General features: G+C 70.8%; 18 protein-coding genes. 14 read left to right on the forward strand and 4 right to left on the reverse strand.

The window, feature by feature from the left end; genetic code table 11:
- Positions 1-52 precede the first annotated feature (52 nt).
- The 9 genes from OG870_RS41330 (at position 53) to OG870_RS41370 (ending at position 11,459) form a co-directional block, all read left to right on the forward strand.
- A complete protein-coding gene (locus tag OG870_RS41330; protein WP_327692031.1) occupies positions 53-1,141 on the forward strand; it encodes a LacI family DNA-binding transcriptional regulator in 1,089 nt (362 codons plus the stop codon).
- A 137-nt stretch (positions 1,142-1,278) separates the two neighbouring features.
- Positions 1,279-2,592 carry an ABC transporter substrate-binding protein gene (locus OG870_RS41335; protein WP_327692032.1) on the forward strand — a complete coding sequence of 438 codons (1,314 nt, stop codon included), beginning with the start codon at positions 1,279-1,281 and terminating at the stop codon, positions 2,590-2,592.
- A gap of 9 nt (positions 2,593-2,601) precedes the next feature.
- Positions 2,602-3,579, forward strand: coding sequence for a carbohydrate ABC transporter permease (locus tag OG870_RS41340; protein ID WP_266592105.1), 978 nt, complete (start codon positions 2,602-2,604; stop codon positions 3,577-3,579).
- A complete protein-coding gene (locus tag OG870_RS41345; RefSeq protein WP_266592107.1) occupies positions 3,576-4,472 on the forward strand; it encodes a carbohydrate ABC transporter permease in 897 nt (298 codons plus the stop codon). The genes OG870_RS41340 and OG870_RS41345 overlap by 4 nt, the downstream gene beginning before the upstream one ends.
- Before the next feature lie 47 nt (positions 4,473-4,519).
- Positions 4,520-5,500 (forward strand): hydroxyacid dehydrogenase, encoded by a 981-nt coding sequence (locus OG870_RS41350; RefSeq protein ID WP_266592644.1) that lies wholly within the window; start codon positions 4,520-4,522, stop codon positions 5,498-5,500.
- A 54-nt stretch (positions 5,501-5,554) separates the two neighbouring features.
- Positions 5,555-7,498, forward strand: a complete 1,944-nt coding sequence (locus tag OG870_RS41355; RefSeq protein WP_266592109.1) for a DUF2264 domain-containing protein — start codon at positions 5,555-5,557, stop codon at positions 7,496-7,498.
- Positions 7,495-8,253, forward strand: coding sequence for a sugar phosphate isomerase/epimerase family protein (locus OG870_RS41360; RefSeq protein WP_266530510.1), 759 nt, complete (start codon positions 7,495-7,497; stop codon positions 8,251-8,253). The genes OG870_RS41355 and OG870_RS41360 overlap by 4 nt, the downstream gene beginning before the upstream one ends.
- Positions 8,254-8,358: 105 nt before the next feature.
- Positions 8,359-10,704, forward strand: a complete 2,346-nt coding sequence (locus tag OG870_RS41365) for a glycosyl hydrolase family 95 catalytic domain-containing protein (protein WP_266592111.1) — start codon at positions 8,359-8,361, stop codon at positions 10,702-10,704.
- 269 nt (positions 10,705-10,973) lie between these two features.
- Positions 10,974-11,459, forward strand: a complete 486-nt coding sequence (locus tag OG870_RS41370; protein WP_266530514.1) for a MarR family winged helix-turn-helix transcriptional regulator — start codon at positions 10,974-10,976, stop codon at positions 11,457-11,459.
- A 61-nt stretch (positions 11,460-11,520) separates the two neighbouring features.
- Here OG870_RS41370 and OG870_RS41375 read toward each other — a convergent pair whose 3' ends face one another.
- Positions 11,521-12,171: an FMN-dependent NADH-azoreductase gene (locus OG870_RS41375; RefSeq protein WP_266530518.1), complete on the reverse strand. Its 651-nt coding sequence runs from the start codon at positions 12,169-12,171 to the stop codon at positions 11,521-11,523.
- 149 nt (positions 12,172-12,320) lie between these two features.
- Between OG870_RS41375 and OG870_RS41380 the strand changes: the two genes are divergently transcribed.
- The 4 genes from OG870_RS41380 to gap all read left to right on the forward strand — a co-directional run bounded on the left by OG870_RS41380 (position 12,321) and on the right by gap (position 16,038).
- Entirely contained in the window at positions 12,321-12,989 is a 669-nt protein-coding gene (locus OG870_RS41380) for a nitroreductase (RefSeq protein WP_266592113.1), read from the forward strand.
- A gap of 98 nt (positions 12,990-13,087) precedes the next feature.
- Positions 13,088-13,816 (forward strand): SDR family oxidoreductase, encoded by a 729-nt coding sequence (locus OG870_RS41385; protein ID WP_266530522.1) that lies wholly within the window; start codon positions 13,088-13,090, stop codon positions 13,814-13,816.
- Between the two features lie 134 nt (positions 13,817-13,950).
- Complete coding sequence (locus OG870_RS41390) at positions 13,951-14,907, forward strand: GlxA family transcriptional regulator (protein WP_266592115.1); 957 nt, start codon at positions 13,951-13,953, stop codon at positions 14,905-14,907.
- 132 nt (positions 14,908-15,039) lie between these two features.
- Complete coding sequence (gap, locus tag OG870_RS41395) at positions 15,040-16,038, forward strand: type I glyceraldehyde-3-phosphate dehydrogenase (protein ID WP_266592117.1); 999 nt, start codon at positions 15,040-15,042, stop codon at positions 16,036-16,038.
- A 27-nt stretch (positions 16,039-16,065) separates the two neighbouring features.
- On the opposite strand, the gene OG870_RS41400 is transcribed toward gap, so the two are convergent.
- The gene (locus OG870_RS41400) at positions 16,066-17,346 is read right to left on the reverse strand and encodes an MFS transporter (protein ID WP_266592119.1); all 1,281 of its coding nucleotides are present in this window, start codon (positions 17,344-17,346) and stop codon (positions 16,066-16,068) included.
- 280 nt (positions 17,347-17,626) lie between these two features.
- Positions 17,627-18,676, reverse strand: a complete 1,050-nt coding sequence (locus OG870_RS41405) for a LacI family DNA-binding transcriptional regulator (protein WP_266592122.1) — start codon at positions 18,674-18,676, stop codon at positions 17,627-17,629.
- 91 nt (positions 18,677-18,767) lie between these two features.
- Here OG870_RS41405 and OG870_RS41410 point away from each other — a divergent pair, with 91 nt between their 5' ends.
- Complete coding sequence (locus OG870_RS41410) at positions 18,768-21,440, forward strand: discoidin domain-containing protein (protein ID WP_266592128.1); 2,673 nt, start codon at positions 18,768-18,770, stop codon at positions 21,438-21,440.
- Between the two features lie 43 nt (positions 21,441-21,483).
- On the opposite strand, the gene OG870_RS41415 is transcribed toward OG870_RS41410, so the two are convergent.
- Complete coding sequence (locus OG870_RS41415; protein ID WP_266592131.1) at positions 21,484-22,728, reverse strand: alpha/beta hydrolase family protein; 1,245 nt, start codon at positions 22,726-22,728, stop codon at positions 21,484-21,486.
- Positions 22,729-22,913: the final 185 nt, after the last annotated feature.

Raw genomic sequence — 22,913 nt, forward strand, 5'->3', positions numbered from 1 at the left:
GCCGTGCGGCCATGCCCCGGCGGGCGGCCGACGCGGACGGGAGCGGTGGGACATGCGGGAGTCGGCGGAGACACGGCAGGCCCGGATCGCGGAGGTGGTGCGGGAGCGGGGGGTCGCGCGCATCACGGATCTCGCCGACGAACTCGGCGTCTCCGTCGTGACCGTGCGCCGCGACGTCGAGGAACTCGCCCAGCGCGGGGAGGTGCGCCGCGGGCACGGGGTGGCGCGTTCGCTGCGCCCGATGCCCGAGGAGGCCGCCTCCGGGAACGACGCGGTCGCCATGATCGTGCCCGAGAGCAACACCTACCTCACCGAGGCCGTCCAGGGCGCGCGAGAGGCAGCGGAGAAGGCCGGCCTGCGGCTCGCCCTGCACATCACCGCCGGCCACGGCGGGGCGGAGCGCGAGGCCGTGCGGCAGGCGCTGGACGACGGGGCCCGCGGACTGCTCCTGTCGCCGCACTGGCGCACCCAGGAGGAGGCGGACGCGGACCAGTCCTGGCTGTCCGGCCTGGACGTTCCCGCCGTCCTCGTCGAACGGCGGCCCCCCCGGACCAGCGCGATCTACCAGGTGGACTGCGTGCGCACGGACCATGCCTACGGCGTCCATCTGGCCCTCGGGCACCTGGTCGACCTCGGCCACCGGCGGATCGTGCTGGCGGCGCGCGACGACAGCCCCACGGCGCGCATCATCCGCGGGGAGTTCGCCGGACAGACGGCTGCTCGGGGACTGGCCGACGGATGCCGCGCGATCCTCAGTTCGCCCACCGCGGGCCCCGACCCGCTTGTCGCCGACCCGCGCGCGGTCGACCTGGCGGAGCCGGTCGCCGAGTGCGGTGCCACGGCGGTGCTGATCCACAGCGACATGGACGCGCTGGTGCTGGTGCGGGGGCTGCAGGCCGCGGGGATCTCCGTCCCGGGACGGTGTTCGGTGGTCGCGTACAACGACGTCGTCGCCGACATGGGGTCGGTCCCGCTGACCGCCGTGGCGCCGCCCAAGGCGGAACTCGGCCGCACCGGAGTCGACCTGCTGCTGCGGCGGCTCGACATGGCCCGGGGCGGGCTGCGCCCCGGTGCCACGCGCCATCTGGAGCTGCTGCCCGACCTCGTGGTCAGGGCGTCCACCGCACCACCGGCGGTCTGAATGCGACCGGAGGGGCCATCGCCGTTCTTCACGCAGATGTTCGTTTGAGCGTTTGAGTTTCTTCTGTTCGATCTCTTGACGTGTTTTTCGCTTGGCGCCCAGGATGCCCGTAACCCAGCAAAGAAGCGGGAGGGCCCATGCGACATACCCGCAACTCCGTACCGGCGCTGCTCACGATCCTCGCCATGCTGCTCACGGCCTGCTCCGCCTCCGGTGGCAGTGGCACAGCCCAGGCCCGACAGCAGGTCCACCTCACCTTCTGGTCGGCGCTGCGGGGCACCCAGCAGGTCGTCGACGAGTACAACCGCGTCCAGAACAAGGTCAGGGTCGACTTCCAGCAGGTCCCCTCCGGAGCCCAGGGCGGCTACGCCAAGCTCAGCAACGCGGCCCGCGCCGGCAACGCCCCCGACGTCGCCACCATCGAGTACCCCCAGCTGCCCGGCTTCGCCATCGACGGCGTACCGCGCGACCTCACCAGGCTGCTGCCCCACTCGGTGCGCCGCAAGATCCTCCCGCAGGCGCTGGACCTCACCACCCTCGACGGGCACACCTACGCCGTGCCGGTGGACATCGAGCCGATGATGTTCTTCTACCGCAAGGACGTGTTCACCAAGTACGGCATCCAAGTCCCCAAGACCTGGGCGGAGTTCGAGAGTTCGGCCCGCAAACTGAAGAAGGCGCAGCCCCGCTCGCGTATCGCCAGCTTCTTCACCAACGGCTCCCTGCACATGGCCGGGTTCGCCTGGCAGGCCGGCGCCCAGTGGTATCGGACCTCCGACGACACCTGGCGCATCTCCATGGCCGACGCCCCGACCCGCAAGGTCGCCGCCTTCTGGCAGCACCTGGTGGATGAGGACCTGGTGCGCGTCGAGCCGGTGGACAGCCAGCAGTGGCGGGCGCACCTGCAGAGCGGCGAGACCGTCGGCTACACGGCGGGCGCCTGGGCGGCCGGTTCGCTGATGAACTCCACACCCACAGGCAAGGGCAAGTGGGCCGTCGCGCCGCTGCCGCAGTGGGATCCGACCAAGCCGTCGCTCGGCACACAGGGCGGCTCGACCTTCGCCGTCACCAAGGACAGCGGGCACCCCAAGGAGGCGCTGGACTTCATCTCCTGGATGGTCACCAGCCCGGACGCCCTGCGCGCCAAGCTCTCCAGCGGCATCAGCAGCGCCTACCCGGCCGTGCCCTCCCTCGTCCCCGTCGCCCGCAAGGAGATGGACACCGGCTACTACTCCGGCCAGGACATCTTCGGCCTCTTCCAGCAGCAGGCCAAGCTGATCTCGCCCCGCTGGAAGTGGGGGCCACGCATGACCTCCACCATCACCTCCGTCGAGGACGGCTTCGCGAAGGCCGGCGCCGGCAAAGGAACCATCATCGGCGCGCTCCGCGAAGGACAACGCCGGACGCTGCCCGACCTCAAGAGCCTCGGCCTGTCGGTCACTACCAACTGAGGTGCACCCGTGAGCACAGTGATCTCTCCAGGGAAAACGCGAAAGCGGACGGGGACGGCACCGCGGACCGCGAGCGGGGCCCGCCCCCGAAAGGCCGGACGCCGGCAGCAGGCGCTCGCCTGCGTCACGCTCCTGGCTCCGTTCACGGCAGTGCTCGTCGCCGTGTTCCTCGTCCCCGTCGGCTACGCCATCGGTCTCAGCCTCTTCTCCGAGGACCACAAGGGCCTCGGCTTCGGCGGCGGCACCACCGTCTTCACCGGACTGCGCAGCTACCTCGCGGTGCTGACCGACCCGAGCTTCGTCTCCGGGTTCGGCGTCATCGCCCTCTACTGCGTCATCTTCGTACCGGTCGTGGTGGCCGGCGCCCTCGCGCTCGCCCTGCTCCTCGACTCCGGACTGATCCGGCTGCGGCGCACCGCCCAGATGCTGCTGTACGTGCCGCACGCCGTGCCCGGCATCATCGCGGCCGTGATCTGGCTGTACCTCTACACCCCCGGCCTCAGCCCGGTCATCAACGTCTTCGCCCGGGCCGACATCACCATCGACTTCCTCGGACTGCACAGCGTCCTGCCGTCGATCGTCAACATCGCCCTGTGGAGCGGCCTCGGCTACAACATGGTGATCTTCTACGCCGCCCTGCAGGCCCTGCCCCGCGAGGTGATCGAGGCGGCGCGGATCGACGGCGCCGGCGGCATCCGTACCGCCCTCATGGTGAAGGTGCCCATCATCAAGGGCTCGGTCGTGATGGTGTGCATGTTCGCGCTGATCGGTGCGCTGCAGCTGTTCACCGAGCCCATGCTGATGAACCAGGCCACCCCGATGGTCAACTCCCGCTTCACACCGAACATGTACATCTACGACGCCGCGTTCCGCCGTAACAACTACGGCCTGGCCTCCGCGGCTTCCGTCATCCTCCTGATCGTCACCTGCGCACTGTCGTTCGCCGTCACACGCTGGGCGGGCCGCCGGGAACGGAGCACGCGATGACCACGACCCAGCTGACCACCGCCAATAAGCCGACGACCAGGCGCAGTTCGGCGAGAACGAGCAAGCTGACCAGCCGTGCCGTCGCCAACACCGTCGTCGTCCTCGCGGCCCTCTACGCGGTGTTGCCGGGCCTGTGGCTGCTGCTCGCCTCCACCAAGAACGCCGACGCGCTCTTCGGCAGCGACATCCTCTCCCTCGGGAACTTCTCCCTCTGGCACAACCTCAGCGACCTGTTCACCATGGAGGACGGCGTCTACGGCCGCTGGTACCTCAACAGCCTGCTGTACGCGGTCCTCGGCGCCCTCATCGGCTCGCTGATCAGCGTCGCCGCCGGCTACGCCTTCGACAAGTACGAGTTCCCGCACAAGGAGAAGCTGTTCGGGCTCGTCCTGACCGGCGTCATGGTCCCGCCGACCGTCCTGGCCCTCCCGCTCTACCTGGTGGCCTCCGGCATCGGCCTGGTCAACACCTTCTGGGCGGTCTTCATCCCCGTCCTGTTCAACCCGTTCGGCGTCTACCTCGCCCGCCTGCTCAGCAGCGGGTACGTGCCCAACGAGGTGCTGGAGGCCTCCCGGGTGGACGGCGCGGGCGAACTGCAGACGTACGTCCGGGTCAGCCTGCGCATGCTCGGCCCCGGCTTCGTCACCGTCTTCCTCTTCCAGCTCACCGCCATCTGGAACAACTTCTTCCTGCCGATGGTGATGCTCTCCAACCAGCACCTGTATCCGCTCAGCCTCGGCCTCTACACCTGGAACAGCTCCGCCACCGTCTCACCCGAGTACTACCCGCTCGTCGTCATCGGCTCGCTGCTCGCCGTCGTCCCGCTGATCGTCGCGTTCCTCACGCTGCAGCGCTACTGGAAGTCCGGCCTGACCGCAGGGAGCGTCAAGTGACCCACCCCGACGACCAGTTCCGTCGCCCCCCGCGCACCGTGCTCGCCATGGCGCACAGGACCGCACGACAGGTCCTCGACCCGGAGGTACGGGCCCGGCTGGCCGCCCTCACCGACATCGACCCGCAGCTGGTCCTGGACGATCTCACCACCCCCGTCGCGCGGCGCGCGCTCGCCGACGCCGAACTGCTCATCACCGGCTGGGGCTGCCCACCCGTCGACCAGGCGGTGCTGGACTCGGCGCCCCGGCTGCGCGCGGTCGTCCACACCGCCGGGACCGTACGCCACCACATCACCCCCGCCTGCTGGGAACGCGGCCTCGCGGTGTCCTCCGCCGCCGCGGCCAACGCCGTGCCGGTCGCCGAATACACCCTCGCCATGATCCTGCTCGCCAACAAACGCGTCCTCGACACCGCCCGCGCCTATCGCACCGAACGCCGCCGCGTCGACTGGTACGAACGCCACCCCGACGCCGGCAACTACCGCCGCACCGTGGGCATCCTGAGCGCTTCGATCATCGGACGCCGCGTCATCGACCTGCTGCGCCACCACGAACTGGACGTGCTGCTGCATGACCCCTACGTCTCGGACGCCGAGGCGCGCGCGCTCGGAGCGGAGCCGGTCGGCCTGCCGGAGCTGTTCGCCCGGAGCGACGTCGTCAGCGTGCACACGCCGCTGCTGCCCGAGACCCGCGGCCTGGTCAGCCGCGAGCTGCTGGCCCGGCTGCGCACCGGCGGCACACTGATCAACACCGCGCGCGGTGCCGTCGTGGACCAGCGGGCCCTCACGGCCGAGGTGGTGTCCGGACGCCTGAACGCGATCCTCGACGTCACCGAGCCGGAGGTACTGCCCGCCGACTCACCGCTGTTCGACTGCTCCAACGTCGTCATCACCCCGCACATCGCCGGCTCGAAGGGCGGAGAGCTGCGACGCCTCGCCGACCTGGCACTGGCGGAGGTCGAGTCGTACGTCCGTGGCCGGCCCTTCGCCCATCCCGTACGGCCCGAAACCCTGGCCCGCCTCGCCTGACACCTGCAGCCGCTGACGAAGACCGCCGCAACGAACAGGAGACGTGGCCCCGCCATGCCCGACCGTCCCCTCGCCCTCCCCGCCGACGACCGCACCCTCAGCCCCCGCACCGGCTACACCCGCGCCCACTGGGAGGCCGCCGCCGACGGGCTGCTGACCGCGGCCCTGCGCTACGCCACCCCCGGCCACGCCCTGATCGACCTGCCCGGCCCGCCGTCCAGGTCCGGGGTGCGCTCGGACGGCCTGGAAGGCTTCGCGCGTACGTTCCTGCTGGCCGCGTTCCGCACGGCCGGAGCGTCCGGCAAGGACCCGCACGGCTTCCTGGAGCGGTACACCGCCGGTCTCACGCGGGGCACCCGCACCCCCGGGCGCGACGACGCCGAGTCCTGGCCGGAGATCGGACACCACGGGATCCAGGGCCAGCCCATGGTGGAATCCGCGTCCGTGGCGCTGGCCCTGCGCCTCACCGCGCCCTGGACCTGGGACACCCTGCCCACCGCCGACCAGGACCGCGTCGAGCACTGGTTGCGCGGCGCGCTGCGGCACACGCCCGCCCCCAACAACTGGTACCTCTTCCCGCTGACCGTGGCGGGCTTCCTCGAAGCAGTGGGGCGCGGCGACGCCGAGACACAGCGTGCCATCGAGCGCGGGCTCGTCCTGCTGAACGGCTGGTACCAGGGACAGGGCTGGTACTCGGACGGCGACGGCCGCTCCTTCGACCACTACAACGGCTGGGCCCTGCACTTCTACCCGCTGCTGCACGCCCACCTCGTCAAGGACCGGACACTGCTCGGCCAACTGGGCCCGCGGCTGAGGGAGTTCCTCGAAGGCTTCGCCATGCTCTTCGACGCCAACGGCGCCCCGATCCACCACGGACGCTCCCTGACCTACCGCTTCGCCGCCGGCACCGCCGTGGCCCTCGGCGCCCTCACCGGCGAAACCCCGCTCGCCCCCGGCGCCACCCGCCGCATCCTCAGCGGGGCGCTGCGGCACTTCCTCGACCGCGGCGCGCCCGGCGCGGACGGCATCCTCAGCCTCGGCTGGTACGGCCCGCACGCGGCGACCCTGCAGAACTACTCCGGTCCCGGCTCCCCGTACTGGGCCTCGAAGGGCTTCCTCGCACTGCTGCTCCCGCCCGGGCATCCGGTGTGGACGGCCACCGAGGAGAGGGCACCCGTCGAGGGGCCCGACCGCACGCTCGCCCTTCCCGCGCCCGGACTGCTCATCCAGACCACAGGCGCGGACGGCCTCACCCGCCTGCACAATCACGGCAGTTACAAGCTCGACTCCCGCGAGCCGGAGCGCGCGCCCGGCAACCCGCTCTACGCCCGCCTCGCGTACTCCACCCGCACCGGCCCCACCGGTGCCGCCAACGTCCCCGACAACCACATCGCGCTCCAGGCACGCGGCACCCGCAGCGCCCGCCTGCGCATCAACCCCCTGGCCGCCGGCCCCGACTGGCTCGCCTCCTGGCACCGGCCCGTCTTCCCCGACGGCGGCCCCGTCCTCCCCTCGGCCCGCATCGAGAGCTTCACGCTGACCCGCGGCAGACTGGAAGTACGCGTCCACCGCACGGTCGGCGTCCCGCCGGGAACGACGATCCACCACACCGGCTGGGCCGTCGCCCTGTCACCCGAACTCGCCGCCGAAGCAGAACAGACACCGGAGACACAGCTCAACGGTGCAGAAGTGACAAGTCAGTTGCTCGGCCTGCACGGCTGGCCCGCGCAGCGCACGGTCCGCGCCCCCCAGGGCACCGCCTACGGCCCCTGGGCCCTGGTCCCCGAGCTCACCGGAACCGTGGGCGAGTCGGACTCCGGCACGGTGTTCGTCGCCCTGGCCTCCCTCACGGGTGAACCGGACCCGGCCCCCCTCGCCGGACAGGCCACCGCCGAGGCGAACGGCCTCGCCGTCACGATCCGCTGGGCCGACGGAGCCCGTACGGTCATCGATTTCGGCACCCACGACGGTCCCTCCGTCACCGAGGAGCCGTCATGACGCTCCGCCTGGGGCTGTGCTCCGTCACCCTGCGCCACCTGGACGCGGCCGGCGTCATCGAGGCCGCGGCTGACGCGGGCCTGGAGTGCGTCGAATGGGGAGCCGACATCCACGTACCCGCCGGGGACGAGGCCGTCGCCGCCGATGTCCGCGCCGCCACCGAGAAGGCGGGCCTGGCGGTCGCCTCATACGGCTCCTACTACCGGGCCGGACACACCGACCCGGCTGCCTTCGGCGGCGTCCTCCGCTCGGCCGTGCGGCTCGGTGCGCCCCGCATCCGGATCTGGGCCGGCGCCGCGGGCACCGAGGAGACGTCGCCCGACGGGAGGGCGGCGGTCATCGCGGACACCCGTCGCGCGGGGGCGCTCGCGGCCGACGCGGGCATCCACCTCGCGTTCGAGTTCCACCGCAACACCCTGACCGACGGCGCCGACCGTACCCTCCAGTTGCTCGACGAGATCGGCCGCCCCGATGTCCGCACGTATTGGCAACCGCCGCTCGACGTACCCGACGTGGACGCGCTGGTCGGCCTCGACGCCCTGGCCAACCGTGTCGCCGCGGTGCACGCCTTCTCCTGGTGGCCCGCAACCACCCGGCACCCGCTCTCCTCTCGCGCCGCACTGTGGCGGGCGGCCCTCGACCACCTGCGTGGGCAGGGCCAACCCCTGGACGTCCTCCTGGAGTTCGTCCCCGACAACGACGAGAAGGTGCTCGCGCGCGAAGCCCGGACTCTCCGGTCACTCGCAGCCCGATAGATCGATAGATCGGACCTCTCGCACCTCATTGACGCACCACACCCTCATCCCTATGTTGCAACGCGGAATAGCTCCGATGAATCGCTGAGTCTGCTTGGAGGCAACGTGTCCTGCCCCTCCGCTCCCGACCCGTCCAGACGTACCGTCCTCGCCACCGGATCCGCCCTCGGCGGCGCACTGCTGACCTCCGGCCTGACCACCCCGGCGAGCGCGGCCGAGCAGGCCGACCAGGTCGACGAGACCACCACTTCACTCCAGGACCCCTGGCGGAGCGTGCTCGACGACGCCGACATGGTCTGGCAATTGATGCCGACGGACTGGTACGAAGGCCCGTTCCTCGGCAACGGCTTCCTCGGCTCCGGCATCTACGCCGAACCCGGTGCCGCATCGACCGCGGTGCGCTTCAACGTCCAGCACTCCGAAGTGCAGGACCACCGCCCCGAGTTCGGCTCCCTCTTCGGCCTGGCCCGGCTGCCGATCGGACACTTCACCCTGGAGCCGGTGGGCGCGATCACCGGCCTGGACTGGCGACTGTCGCTGCACGACGCCGAGTTGACCGGCACCCTCACCACCGAAAAGGGCACCCTGAGCCTGCGTGCTCTGGTCCACAACGACCGTTCCGTCCTCGCCGTGGAGGTGACACCGAGCGAGGGCGAGCGGGGATTCCGCTGGGTGTTCCACCCGGCCGAGGCGATCAGCCCGCGCGCCGCCTTCAAACCACTGCCGGACGGCTACCAGGGCAACCCACCGGCGCGGGTCGCCGACCATGACGGGGTGAGCGCCGCCGTGCAGCCCCTGCTGGCGGGCGGACAGCACGTCACCGCGTGGCGGGAGCGGACCAGGGGCAGGTCGCGGACACTGTACGCGCACGTGGCGTACTCCCACCCGCAGACCACGGCCCTGGACCGGGCGCTCAGGACGGTCCGCACCACGGCCCAACTCCCGTACTCCGCACTGGCGGTGACCCACCGCGCCTGGTGGCACGCCTACTACCGCAAGAGTTTTCTGTCCGTCCCCGACGCCCGTATCCAGCGCTTCTACTGGATCCAGCTGTACAAGGCCGCCTCCGCGGCCCGCCGCGACGCACCCGTGATGGCGACCAGCGGCCCCTGGCTGGAGCCGACCCCGTGGCCCAACACCTGGTGGAACCTCAACGCCCAGCTGGAGTACTGGCTCATCCACGGCTCCAACCACCTCGAACTCGACGCCATCACCCGGGCGTTGAGCGAATTTAGGGACAACCTGGCCAAGGAGGTGGCGGCGCCGTACCGTGCCGACTCGATCGGCATCCCGCGGACCACCGACCCCCATCTGGTGAACGGCGCGGCCGGCACCCTCACCGGCTACGGCGTCGGCATCCCCGGCCAGGACCCGCCGACCCCCGAAGTCGGCGACCTCACCTGGGCGTTGCACAACGTCTGGCTCAGCTACCGCCACACCATGGACCAGTCGATCCTCCGGGACGTCCTCTTCCCCCTCCTCCGCAAGGCGATCAACTACTACCTGCACTTCACCGAGCCCGGCCCGGACGGCAAACTGCACCTGCCCGCCACCTTCTCCCCGGAGTACGGCGGCGACTCACGCGACTGCAACTACGACCTGATGCTCCTGACCTGGGGCTGCCGCACGCTCATCGAATCCACCGAACTCCTCGGCATAGAGGACCCGTTGGTGCCCCGCTGGCAGGAGGTACTGGCGAAGCGGACGCCGTATCCGACGGACGCCAACGGCTTCATGATCGGCGCCGACATCCCCTTCGCGAAGTCGCACCGCCACTACTCGCATCTCCTCGCCGTCTACCCGCTGTACGAGCTCACCGGCCGCACCCCCGACGAACGCGCGCTGATCGAGAAGTCGCTGGCGCACTGGGTGGGCTTCGAGGGCGCCCTCCAGGGCTACACCTTCACGGGCGCCGCCTCGATGTCGGCGCTGCTCGGCAAGGGCGAGGACGCGCTGAACTACCTCGGCGAACTCATGACCCGCTTCATCAAGCCCAACACCATGTACCTGGAGTCGGGCCCCGTCATCGAGACCCCGCTGTCGGCGGCCCAGTCCCTGCACGACATGATCTGCCAGTCCTGGGGCGGCGTCATCAGGGTGTTCCCCGCGCTGCCCGCCGCCTGGGCGGACCTGGCCGTGCACAACTTCCGTACCCAGGGCGCCTTCCTGATGAGCGCGCACCGCCGAGGCGGCACCACCCGCTGGGTGGAGGTGTTCAGCGAGGCGGGCGCTCCCTGCGTCGTACGGCACGGCATCGCGGGACCGCTCGACGTACGGGACCGACGGGGCCACCCCCTCAGGTACACCGACGCCGGCAGCGGCGCGATCCACCTCACCCTCCGCAAGGGGGAGTCGGCGCTGATCACCACCAGGGGCGACCGGCCCGACCTGACCGTCGCACCCGTACGGCCGAACGGGGACGCGCCCCGCTGGGGGCTGCCGGTCGCCTGAGCACGATCGCGCGGTGGCGAACTGGAACAATGAGGCCTCGCAGTCGTCGCCGACCTCGGCACCACCTCCACCCGCGACCTCCTGCACCGGGCCGAAGAGGTGCTCGGCTTTCTGCCCCGGCTGCGGCGGACCACCGAGGACATCCTGAGCAGCAACCCGGGCATCACCGCATAGCAAGGGAGGGATTCCCAGGGATTCCCAGGGATTGATCCCGCATGTGGTATCGATCGATACCGTTTCAGATGCATGGACGGCTGTAACCTGGCCCCATGAGCGCCGACGGTCCCCCCAGAACCACCACCCCGCGCGCGACCGACCGCCCCGGGGACGCATCGCCCTTCGCGCTCGGCCTGCTGCTGCGCCGGGCGCACTGGCGGGCCGCCGCGGTGATGGGGGAGGCGCTCCGGCCGCTCGGCATCGAGCTGCGGCACTTCGCCGTGCTGATCGTGCTGGTCGACCAAGGGCCCACGGTGCAGCGGGACTTGGCGGCGGCGACAGGGACCGACAAGGCCGGAATCATGCGCGTCGTCGACGACCTGGAGCGCAAGGGGCTCGCCGTACGCAAGTCCGTTCCCGGGGACCGGCGGGCGCGGGCGGTGGAGATCACGCCTCAGGGGCTCGAACTCTTCGACGCGGCCCATGCGGCGGCGCAACCGCAGTCCGAGCGCCTGGTCGCCGGCCTCGGGTCGGGCGATGCGGAGAAGCTGACGGAACTGCTGACCCGGATCGCCCACTCTGGGGACGAAGAGGCGTGAGCGCGCCCACGGAGCGGTTGGCTGCCGCGCGGGCGCGCCGCGTCTGATCCGGCCCGCCCGGTTATGCGGCGAGGCGCTCCGCGAGTTCCTTCGCCTTGGCGCTCGCCTGCTCGAAGGCGCGCTCGCGGGACGCCTCGTAGAGCGGGAGCAGTTCGGACATCGCCGGGTTGCGGGACGCCATGGTGAGTTCCGGGACGATGAACTCGACGTCCAGGCCGAGGGTGTCCTTGAGGACCGCCTCCAGGTAGTTCTGTACGAAGTCGAAGCCCTCGCGCGGGCTGCCCGGCGCGTAGGAGCCGCCGCGGCTGGCGACGACCACGGCCGGAGTGCCCTGCGCCGAGGGGTGCTCGCCCGCGGTGCGGCCGAGCAGAAGCACGCTGTCCAGCCATGCCTTGAGGGTCGACGGGATCGAGAAGTTGTACATGGGCGCGCCGATCAGGACGAGGTCGGCCCGCTCCAGTTCCTCGATGAGCTTCACGCGCGCGGCGAACGCGGCGGACTGCTCCGGGGTGCGCTCCGACGGGGAGACGTAACCGGCTGACCAGGCGGCGGCCGTGATGTGCGGGACAGGGTCGGCGGCGAGGTCGCGGTGGATCACCGTGCCCTGCGGATGCTGTTCCTTCCAGGCCTCGCGGAAGGCGGCCGTGACCGAACGGGACGAGGACGCCTCGCCCGGGAACACGGACGAGTCGAGGTGCAGCAGCGTGGCCATCGTTTTCTCCAGAATGCCGAGCCCGGGGCGGGACGCCGAGGGCTGAAGGGTCGTGCTCAACAATAGTTAAACACGAGAAGGTATCGAGTGATACGATCTTGATCGCAACCAAAGCGGCATGTGTCGAGCGGACGAGGGAGCAGGGGAGCATGGACGTCTACGAGGCGGTCACGAGCCGCCGGGCGGTGCGTGGATTCACCGACCGGGAGGTTCCGAGGGAGACGCTGGAGCGTGTCCTGTCCGCCGCGGCCTGGTCGCCGTCGGGATCGAACATCCAGCCGTGGCACGCCTATGTGCTGACCGGCCGGCCTCTCGCCGAGGTCAAGAAGCGCGCCGGCGAACGCCTGGCCACAGGCGACCCCTGGGACGAGCCGGAGTACGAGCAGTACCCGCCCACACTGAAGTCCCCCTATCGCGAGCGCCGGTCCGCCTTCGGCGAGCAGCGCTACGGCTCACTCGGCATTTCGCGCGAGGACCTGGAGGCGCGTCAGCGAGCCGCCTCCGCGAACTGGGACTGCTTCGGCGCGTCCGCGGCCCTGTTCTGCTACATCGACCGCGGCATGGGCGCGCCGCAATGGGCCGATGCCGGCATGTGGCTGCAGACCGTCATGGTGCTGCTGCGGGCCGAAGGGCTGCACAGCTGCCCGCAGATGGCGTGGGCGAAGTTCCACCGGAGCGTCGCGGAGGTCGTCTCGCCGCCCGGCGAACTCATGCTCTTCTGCGGCATGTCCATCGGGTTCGAGGACGTCACGGTCCATGACTCCCGTACGGGACGGGCGCCGCTCGACGAGACCGTCACGTTCGTCGACGGCTGCTGAGGCCCCGTCCTCCCGGCCTGTGTGCGGCCTGTTTCCTGCCGCGCCCCATAAGTGTTCTTATGTCATATTGCGCACAAACCCCCGACGAAAGGCATGTCATGAAGTTCGCGGTCATCGGCGGTACCGGACTGATCGGTTCGCAGGTCGTCAAGAACCTGAAGGCCGCCGGGCACGAGGCGGTCCCGCACTCGAAGTCCACCGGAGTCGACGTCATCACCGGCCAGGGACTGGACGCGGCGACGGCGGGAGCCGACGTCGTCGTCAACCTGACGAACTCGCCGACCTTCGACGAAGCCTCCCCGGCGTTCTTCCAGACCTCGATGGACAACCTCCTGGCCGCGGCGCACAAGGGCGGCGTCCGCCACTTCGTCATCCTCTCGATCGTCGGCACGGACCAGGTGCCGGAACTGGACTACTACCGCGCCAAGGCGCTCCAGGAGCACATCCTCGCGGACGGGCCGGTCCCCTACTCGATCGTCCGGGCGACGCAGTTCATGGAGTTCATGGACGCCGTCCTGTCCTGGACCACGGAAGGCGACACCGTCCGGCTGCCCGCCACGCCGATCCAGCCGATCGCCGCCAAGGACGTGGCCGAGGCGGTGACGGAGGTCGCCACCGGCGCCCCGCTGAACGGCATCCGCAACATCGGCGGCCCCGACATCTTCAGCCTCGACGAGCTGGGCCGGCTCACCCTGACCCGCAAGGGCGACAGCCGTACGGTCGTCACCGACCCCACCGCCGGCATGTTCGCCGTCGTCAAGGGCGACGTCCTCACCGACAAGGAAGCCCACCTCGCCCCCACCCGCTACACCGACTGGCTCTCCTGACGCGCGGACCGCGGTGCCGGTGACCGGTGCGGTCGCTCCGGGCCCCGGCCGGACGGCCGGCGCCCGACCGGCGACATCCCTCCGGGGGTGCCGGATGATCAGATCGGCTCCGCGCCCCTCGTACCCTGGTCCCCGTGCCGTCCTCCCGCCTCCATCGCGTCGCCGTCCTCGTGCTCGAAGGGGCGAAGCCGCTCGATGTCGGCATCCCGGCGCAGGTGTTCACGACCCGCGCGAGCATGCCGTACGAGGTGCGGGTGTGCGGTGCGGCCCCCGGGCTCGTGACCGGCGGCGACGGCCTGGCGTACCACGTCGCCGACGGCCTCGACGCGCTCGCGTGGGCCGACATCGTGTTCGTGCCCGGCTACCGGTTCCCGGACCGTGAGGACCCGCCGTGGGCCGTCGTCGACGCGCTGATCGCCGCCCACGACCGGGGCGCGCGGCTCGCGGCCATTTCCACGGGCGCCTTCGCGCTCGCCGCCACGGGCCTGCTCGACGGCCGGCGCGCCACGACGCACTGGCATTACACGAAGGCACTGGCGGACAGGCATCCGCTCGTCCAGGTCGACGAGAACGTCCTGTTCGTCGACGCGGGCAGCGTGCTGACCTCGGCCGGTGCCGCCTCCGGCATCGACCTGTGCCTGCACATCCTGCGCCGCGACCTCGGCGTGGCCGCCTCGAACCACGCGGCCCGGCGCCTGGTCGCGGCCCCCTACCGCAGCGGCGGCCAGGCGCAGTACGTACCTCGCAGTGTGCCCGAGCCGCTCGGCGAGCGGTTCGCCGCCACGCGTGAGTGGGCCCTGCACCGGCTCGACGAACCCCTGGGTCTCGAAACCCTCGCCGAGCACGCCGCCGTCTCGCCGCGCACCTTCTCGCGTCGCTTCGTCGAGGACACCGGATACACGCCGATGCAGTGGGTCATGCGCGCCCGCATCGACCTGGCCCGGGAGCTGCTGGAGCGTTCCGAGCGGAGCGTCGAGCAGATCGCGAACGACGTGGGTCTCGGCACCGGGGCGAATCTGCGGCTGCACTTCCAGCGCATCCTCGCCACCACGCCGAGCGAGTACCGGCGCACCTTCACCCAGGGCGAGTAGCCCGCCGTCAGGACGCTCCGGCGGCTTGGCGCGATCCTTGCGAACCATGGCGCTCACGCCACGGCCACGGCCGGACCCCGCGCGCGAGGCTGGTGTCATCAAGGCCTGACGCACAGACATCAAGGGGCATTCATGACTCGCATCGCCATCAACGGTTTCGGTCGCATCGGCCGCAATGTGCTGCGCGCCCTGTTGGAGCGCGACAGCGACCTGGAGATCGTCGCCGTCAACGACCTCACCGAGCCCGCCACCCTCGCCCGGCTCCTCGCCTACGACTCGACGGCCGGCCGGCTCGGCCGCCCGGTGAGCGTCGACGGGAACACGCTCGTCGTCGACGGCCGACGCATCACGGTGCTCGCCGAGCGCGAGCCGGCGCAGCTGCCGTGGGCCGAACTCGGCGTCGACCTCGTGCTGGAGGCGACCGGCCGCTTCACGTCGGCCAAGGCCGCCCGCGCCCACCTCGACGCGGGCGCGAAGAAGGTCCTCGTCAGCGCGCCGTCGGACGGCGCCGACGTGACCCTCGCGTACGGGGTCAACACCGACGCCTACGACCCGGAACTGCACACGATCGTCTCGAACGCCTCCTGCACCACCAACGCGCTCGCGCCGCTCGCCGCGGTCCTCGACGAACTCGCCGGCATCGAGCACGGCTTCATGACCACGGTGCACGCCTACACGCAGGAGCAGAACCTCCAGGACGGCCCGCACCGCGACCCCCGCCGTGCCCGCGCCGCCGGCGTCAACATCGTGCCGACCACGACCGGCGCCGCCAAGGCGATCGGCCACGTGCTGCCCGGCCTCGACGGCAAGCTGTCGGGCGACTCGATCCGGGTACCGGTTCCGGTGGGCTCGATCGTCGAGCTCAACACGACCGTCGCCCGCGACGTGACGCGTGAGGACGTGCTGGCGGCCTACCGTGCCGCCGCGGACGGCCCGTTGGCCGGTGTCCTCGAGTACTCCGACGACCCGCTGGTGTCGTCCGACATCACCGGCAACCCGGCCTCGTCGATCTTCGACTCGGCCCTCACCCGCGTCGACGGCCGCCACGTCAAGGTCGTCGCCTGGTACGACAACGAGTGGGGCTTCTCCAACCGAGTGATCGACACGCTGGAACTCCTCGCCGCCCGCTGAGCCGGACGGACGGTGAGCCGGCCGTCGTCATCGGCCCGGCAACACCCGTCCCAGGCGGGCGAGCGGAGACAGAGCCATGAGCACGGGTGACAGCAGCATGCCCGCCGCTGTCACCAGCAGGCCGGTACGTGGCCCCCACTCCTGCGCGAGGAATCCGCCCAGCAGGGAGCCGAACGGGGTCAGGCCCATGCCGACGAACGTGATCGTCGCCGCGGCACGGCCCTGCATTCCGTCCGGAGTCACGGCCTGCCGTACGGCCATCACGGTCACGGTCACCAACTGACTGCCGGTACCGAACAGGAAGTTGGCCGCCAGCAGCGCCGGAACCGTCACCGTGGCGGAGCCGTGCAGCGCGGGCACGCACAGGAACACACCGTCGCCGAGCGCTGCCGCTGACACGAGCACCGCGCCGTGCCCGAACCGGCACGGCAGCCGGGCGGCCAGCATCGAGCCAAGGAGCGCTCCCGGTCCCGTCGCCGCGAGCGCCAGCCCGACAGCGGCGGGGGATAGGTGCAGCTCCCGCGGCAGGAAGAGCAGATAGACGGTCATCGTGGCCGCGAAGGAGAACTGGAACGCGGCCGAGGCGAGACACACCGTCCGCAGCGAGGCGTCGCCCGCGACGAAACGCAGGCCCTCCTGGATCCGCCGCCCTACCCGAGAGGGTCGTCGCGAGGTCTCCGGCACCGGTTCACGGCGACGGATCCGCCGGATCGACAGGAACGACAGCGCGAAGAACAGTGCGCCGACGGCCGCAGCGATCGGCGCGGACGCCAGTGACACCAGCGCACCGCCGAGAGGGGGTCCGCCGATCTGCGCCGCGGACCGGCTGCCCTCCAGCGCGCTGTTGCCCCGTACCAGCTGATCGCGTTTCACCAGCCGTACCAGAGACGCCTGGTAGGCCACGTCGAAGAACACGGACAGAGCCCCGACGGCGAACGCGACCACGAACAGCGCCGACAGCCCGAGCCGGCCGAGAAGACCGGCCGTGGCGGCGACGCCCAGCACCAGGGTCCGGCCCACATCCGCCAGCACCATCACCGTGCGGGTTCGCCATCCGTCCACCCATGCGCCGACGAAGAGCGAGAGCAGCAGGATCGGCACCTGCCCCACCGCGCGCAGGACGCCCAACTGGCCGGCGCCTGCGTGGAGCGTCAGGACCGCGAACAGCGGCAGCACCACCAGACTCGCGTGTTCGCCGAGTTGGGAGACCGTCTGGCCCACCCACAGCCTGCGGAAGTCGCCGTCCCGCCACAGGCTGGGCGGAACAGGCCGGCCGGAATCGGACACGGCGGAGGAGACGGACGGCATGGTGACCCCTTGGAACGCCGGCAACGAGGCCCGCCCCCCGGCGCTCGACAGGCGCACCGACGGTTCGGGCAGGGAAAGGCTCGCCGTGCCGCGGCATCACAGGCAGCACGCGATGACCGGCCCATCACGGACCAGGACGTCAACGCGTGCGCGAACGACCGACCATGTCTCCTGCTCCTTGGCCATGGCACGCTCCTCGCACGTGCCTGCGGGCAGGCGACAACGTAGCGGGTGATCCCGGCACGGGCCACCGAATTCCCGCTTGCAGTACCGGAGTTGCCTACCTGGCCGGTGGCGGCCCGCTGCTCTCCCGCACCACCAGCTCCGTGGCCACCTCCACCCGCGTCGTCTCCGGCTCCTGTCCCGACAGCAGCCGCAGCACCATGCGGGCGGCCAGCGCCGTCATGTCGGCTATGGGCGTCCGCATGGTCGTCAGACGGGGCGTCACCCAGTCCGCGAACGGCAGGTCGTCGAAGCCGACCACACTGACGTCGTCCGGAATGCGCAACCCGCGCTCGGCCGCCGCCCGGTAGGTGCCCAGTGCCTGATGGTCGCTGCCCGCGAAGATCGCCGTGGGACGGTCGGCCAACGCCAGGAGATCCAGGGCGTGTTGATGGGCGAGAGAGTGGGTGAAGTCGCCGTAGCGGACCAGCTCCGGGTCGAAGGGGAGCCCGGCCTCCGTCAGCGCCGAACGGTAGCCGTCCACGCGGGCACGCGAGGTCAGCCGGCGCTCCGGGCCGCTGATGACGGCGATGCGCCGGTGGCCGAGCTCGATGAGATGGCGTGTCGCGGCAAGCCCGCCGGGCCAGTTGGTCGCCCCCACCCACGGAATGCCGGGCGCGGGCTCGTCGACCGGCGCGACCAGGGCGTACGGGATCCCGAGACCGGCGAGGTCGGCCTGCTGCTCCGGAGCGAGTTCGGGTACGACCAGGATCGCGCCGCGGGTGGGGCGCGTGGCCAGCGAGTCCAGCCACTGCCGCGCCCGCTTCTGCCGCCCGTGCGTCGCCGAGACCACCAGCCCCATGCCCGCTTCGTGCAGCACGTCCTCGGCGCCCCGGATCAGCTCCACCGCCCAGGGGCTGTCCAGCTCGTTGATGACGAGATCGATCAGCCCGCCGGGCGGTGCCGCGGTGGCTGCGGCGCGCGGCCGCGCGAGATAGCCGTGCTTCTCCAGCAGGCGCTGCACCTTGGCCCGAGTCTCGGCCGATACATCGGATCTGTTGTGGAGCACCTTGGAGACGGTGGAGACCGAAACCCCTGCCTCATCGGCGATTTCGGCCAGCGTGCGCCGCCTCGCTTCGCCGGATCCTGTCCGGACCGTTGACGTCATCGGATCAATCTCCTACGTTTCCGGAGCGGTCGCAGATTGCGAAAACTATCGCAATCCAATCCTCCGGCGTAGAGGTGGCAGGTGGTTCTCGATGGAGAGACGGCGTCCGGGCCGGAGGCATCTGCCGGTACTGGCCACGGTGGCAGCGCTGTTGGCCTTCCCCGTACAGGCGCAGGCAGCGGGCCAGGGCCGCATCTACCATGTCGCCCCCTGGGGCAGAGACCACGCGTACGGCTCCCCGTCGAAGCCCCTGCGCACCATCGGCGACTGCCTCTCCCGCGTTCGCCCGGGCGACACCTGCCTCATCCACCGCGGCACCTACCGCGAGCAGGTGACCCCGCCCTCCGGTACGAAGGACGCCCCGATCAACCTCGCCGCGTACGGCGACGGCCCGGTGACCGTCGACGGGACCGAGCCGGTGGCCGGCTGGAAGGACGCCGGCGGCGGACTGGTCGCCGCCGACACGAACCTGCCGACGGACCCCGAGTTCAACGCGGTGTTCCTGGACAACGGGCGTGCGGCGGAAGGCCGTTGGCCCAACTCCGGCTCCGATCCGCTCAACACCACCTGGGCCGAGGCCGACTCCACCTCCACCGACCAGCACATCGACGACACCGACCTGCCGGACGCGGACTGGGCCGGCGCGACCGTGCACCTGTGGGCGGGCTCCAACCCCTGGGCCCAGCAGACCGGCACGGTCACCGCCGGCTCGCCCGGCAAGCTGGACTTCAAGGGCGGCAACCACCGCTGCCCGCCCCTGTGCATGGGCAACCAGAACTACCGCAACTACTACCTCGTGGGCTCCAAGGCCGCCCTCGACCAGCCGGGGGAGTGGTACTACGACACATCCGCCCACCGGCTCTACCTCGTCCCGCCCAAGGGCGGCATGGCCAACCACACGGTGACCGCCAAACACCGCCTGTGGGGAGTGGACCTGTCCAACGCCTCGTACGTCACCGTCCGCGGAATCGACCTGTGGGGCACCTCCCTGCGAACGGGCAGGATGAGTACGGGAGTTGTGGTCGACGCACTGCATGCCACGTACATCTCGGAGTTCTCCACGCTCCCCATGCCGCCGGACGGCGACCTCGCGATCCCGCCCTCCGAGGGGCACATCGTGGCCTCCCGCATCCTCGACTCCGGTGTGCAGATCCTCGGCACCGGCAACACCCTGGAGAACAGCGAGATCTCGCAGTCCGCCGGCGACGGTGTCCTGGTGCGCGGCACCGGCAACACGGTCACCGGCAACTACGTCCACGACGTCGGCTGGATGGGCAGCTACACACCCGGCATCGAGATCAACGGCAACGACCACACGGTCACGCACAACACGGTCCGCCGCACAGGCCGCGCCTCCATCGACACGGCCTGGCAGCTCAACGGCACCGAGTTCCACGGCAACCGCATCGCCTACAACGACCTGTCCGAGGCGATGCGCACCTCCCGCGACGGCTCACCCCTGTACGTCTGCTGCAGCCTGGACGGCACCGGCACCTCCGTGGACCACAACAGCTCGCACGACGCCGACGGCCAGGTCGGCTTCTACGTCGACAACTACTCGGGCCACTTCCTCCTGCACCACAACGTCGCCTGGAACACCGGCACGCGAGGCACCTTCTTCAACGGCCACACCGGCCCGAGCATCGCCAACCAGGACCACAACTCCAGCTACGGCGTGGGCATCAACGGCAACTCCACGCTGCTGAGCGGCGCCACCGACGCCTCCGGCTCGTACTTCAGCAACATCGTCGGACCCATGCCGGTCAGTGCGACCGGGACCGGCGACCCGCGGCCGGTGGTCCGCTCCAACCTCATCACCGACAAAGCCGGCTACACGGACCCCGTCAACGGTGAGCTGTGGCTCACCGACGTCTCACCCGCGATCGACACCGGTGAGACGCTCGACGGCATCACCACCGAAGTCCGCGGCACGGCTCCCGACATCGGTGCCTACGAACACGGCGAGCCGATCTGGTCGACGGGCTGCGACCTCCCCGGCTGCCAACAGCGCGTCCGGCACGGCGCCTGGACCGCGGCCGCGAGCGACGGCTCCGACGCCTTCGCCGCCGTCGACGGAGACATCAACACCCGCTGGACGGCCGCCGCCGCGCAGGCCCCCGGCCAGTTCCTGACGGTCGACCTGGGCGAGCCGAAGACCGTCGGCCGACTCTCGCTCGACGCGGGCCGCGACACCAGCGGACAGCCGTACGGCTTCTCGGTGTCGGTGAGCCGCGACGGCACGCACTGGAGCGGGAGCCTCGCCCGGGTCTCCGGCCGGTCCTTCACTCAGGACGCTGCCTTCCCCGCCCGGACGGCCCGGTTCGTCCGCATCACCCTCACCGCGAGCGGCCCCGTCCCCTGGGTGGTCAACGACCTGCGTCTGTACAGCGACGGGCCCGATGCCTCCGCCACGCTCCAGGCCGAACAGGCGACTTCCATGCACCGGGCGGCACGCACCACGGCCACCACCGGGGTGCTGGGCTCCGGGGACTGGATCGCCTTCCGTCGCGCGGCCGTGCACGGCGACCACCTCACCGTACGGCTCGCCTCCACCTGCACCACCGGCTGCGCGCTCCAACTCCGGCTCGACACCCCGCGCGGCCCGGTGGCCGCGACCCTCCCCGTGCACGCGACCGGCGCCACCACCTGGCAGGAGCAGTCGGTCACCCTGCCCCACCGCGAGACCGGTGTCCACACCCTCTACATCGTCGCGAAGGGCGGCCCTCGCGTCGCGTCCCTCGACTGGCTGACGATCCGGCCATGACGCTCGCCGCTCCGCGCCGGACGCCAGGGAGTCAGCCGGGGAGTCAGAAGAAGCGGGCCTCTGGATATCGAGCCGACGACCCGTCCAACAGGCCGTCGTCGTCCCGGCCGCGCAGCCAGCGGTCGAAGAAGGCGGCGAGACAGGCGCGTTCGGCGGCGATCGCATGCCTCGGCATGATCGTGCCGATGTTCTCGACGACGGTCTTCCGCGGAAGTCCCAGCTGACGGGCGATCTGCGGGACGAGCGCCTCGGCGTCGGTGTACGTCGCGTGTTCCGCACCTCGCAGGCTCAGGCCCCGGTGCCAGCCGCGGCTGTTCCGCCACAGGGCGTCCCAGGACGGCACCGTGCTCAGGTCGTTGCCGTCCTTGCCGATCAGCAGGAAGGGGCGGTCGACGCCGTCGGCGGCAACGGTGGAGAGGTTGCCGACGGTGTCGTCCTCCTGGACGTACGCGAGAACCCCGTCGAGATCGGCCGCCGCCGCGATGCGCGAATCGTCGTGCATGGCCTGCAGGGCGGTGAAGCCACCTGCCGACTGGCCGAACATGCCGATGTGGCCGAAGTCCAGCATGCCGCGCAGCGCCCCGGGGAGCGCACGGGGCAGTTCGTCGAGGACGAAGCGGATGTCGGCCACCCGCACGGCGAGCGTCTTCTGCAGCAGCGCCTTGATGCGCCCCGGGTCCGGGTAGGCCTTGTCGAACTCTGCCGGCAGCACGGAGCTTTCGACACGGCCGCCGGGAAACTGGACGGCCGAGGCGTCGTAGGTGTGATCGACGGTCACCACGGCGTACCCCCGGGAGGCGAGGTCGTCGCAGAGCGTGGTGCCCAGGGAACGCGGGTCACCGGCACCCGGCGAGTAGCAGACGACGGGGAGCGGGCCCATGCCCCGATCGACAGGGGCGCCTTCGTGGGCATGGGTACGCGTGGCCGACCAGTCGACCCGGTTGCCGGGCACATCGGTGAAACTGTTCAAGGCGGCGAATCCGGTGGCCTCGCCGGGGAGCATCTGTGGAGCGGCCGGGTAGCCGCCGACGGCTCGCGCCGGATAGCGGATGCCGATCATGAGTTCCCGGTACGGCTGCGCGGTGATCCAAGGATCGGACCGCGACGCATCGACCAGGTGCAGCGAGACCGTCCCCACCGGGTGCGGTCCGCTGGGCGCGGGCAACGTCAGCCGCACCGGCCCGGCCTTGCGCGATGCGGCGGAGACGGCGGACGAGGCGCGTGCCGGGACGGCGGACAGGGCGACGGCGGCAGCGGCCGACAGGATGACAGAGCGACGGGTCTGCATGACTGAACCCCTTTGGTCTGCACGTGTTCTGCTGTCTGTACGTGTTGAGCGATCACGTACAGACTCGCGGCCCGACATGGCCGCCCACCATCCGGCAAACCGGTCGACGCGTCTGGGGGATTGCCCCCATCGCCGCACTCCATCCCCGGGTGGAGACCGCTCCATCGACCCGTGGGTGGTGGTGA

This window comes from Streptomyces sp. NBC_00461 (genome assembly GCF_036013935.1).
In the GTDB taxonomy this organism is placed as follows: Bacteria; Actinomycetota; Actinomycetes; order Streptomycetales; family Streptomycetaceae; genus Streptomyces.

Excerpts from the sequence above, each read along its gene's own strand:
- OG870_RS41330 (WP_327692031.1), top strand. The coding sequence starts at position 53 with ATGCGGGAGTCGGCGGAGACACGGCAGGCCCGGATCGCGGAGGTGGTG.
- OG870_RS41335 (WP_327692032.1), top strand. The coding sequence starts at position 1,279 with ATGCGACATACCCGCAACTCCGTACCGGCGCTGCTCACGATCCTCGCC.
- OG870_RS41345 (WP_266592107.1), top strand. The coding sequence starts at position 3,576 with ATGACCACGACCCAGCTGACCACCGCCAATAAGCCGACGACCAGGCGC.
- OG870_RS41350 (WP_266592644.1), top strand. The coding sequence starts at position 4,520 with ATGGCGCACAGGACCGCACGACAGGTCCTCGACCCGGAGGTACGGGCC.
- OG870_RS41355 (WP_266592109.1), top strand. The coding sequence starts at position 5,555 with ATGCCCGACCGTCCCCTCGCCCTCCCCGCCGACGACCGCACCCTCAGC.
- OG870_RS41360 (WP_266530510.1), top strand. The coding sequence starts at position 7,495 with ATGACGCTCCGCCTGGGGCTGTGCTCCGTCACCCTGCGCCACCTGGAC.
- OG870_RS41370 (WP_266530514.1), top strand. The coding sequence starts at position 10,974 with ATGAGCGCCGACGGTCCCCCCAGAACCACCACCCCGCGCGCGACCGAC.
- OG870_RS41375 (WP_266530518.1), bottom strand. The coding sequence starts at position 12,171 with ATGGCCACGCTGCTGCACCTCGACTCGTCCGTGTTCCCGGGCGAGGCG.
- OG870_RS41380 (WP_266592113.1), top strand. The coding sequence starts at position 12,321 with ATGGACGTCTACGAGGCGGTCACGAGCCGCCGGGCGGTGCGTGGATTC.
- OG870_RS41385 (WP_266530522.1), top strand. The coding sequence starts at position 13,088 with ATGAAGTTCGCGGTCATCGGCGGTACCGGACTGATCGGTTCGCAGGTC.
- gap (WP_266592117.1), top strand. The coding sequence starts at position 15,040 with ATGACTCGCATCGCCATCAACGGTTTCGGTCGCATCGGCCGCAATGTG.
- OG870_RS41400 (WP_266592119.1), bottom strand. The coding sequence starts at position 17,346 with ATGCCGTCCGTCTCCTCCGCCGTGTCCGATTCCGGCCGGCCTGTTCCG.
- OG870_RS41405 (WP_266592122.1), bottom strand. The coding sequence starts at position 18,676 with ATGACGTCAACGGTCCGGACAGGATCCGGCGAAGCGAGGCGGCGCACG.
- OG870_RS41410 (WP_266592128.1), top strand. The coding sequence starts at position 18,768 with ATGGAGAGACGGCGTCCGGGCCGGAGGCATCTGCCGGTACTGGCCACG.
- OG870_RS41415 (WP_266592131.1), bottom strand. The coding sequence starts at position 22,728 with ATGCAGACCCGTCGCTCTGTCATCCTGTCGGCCGCTGCCGCCGTCGCC.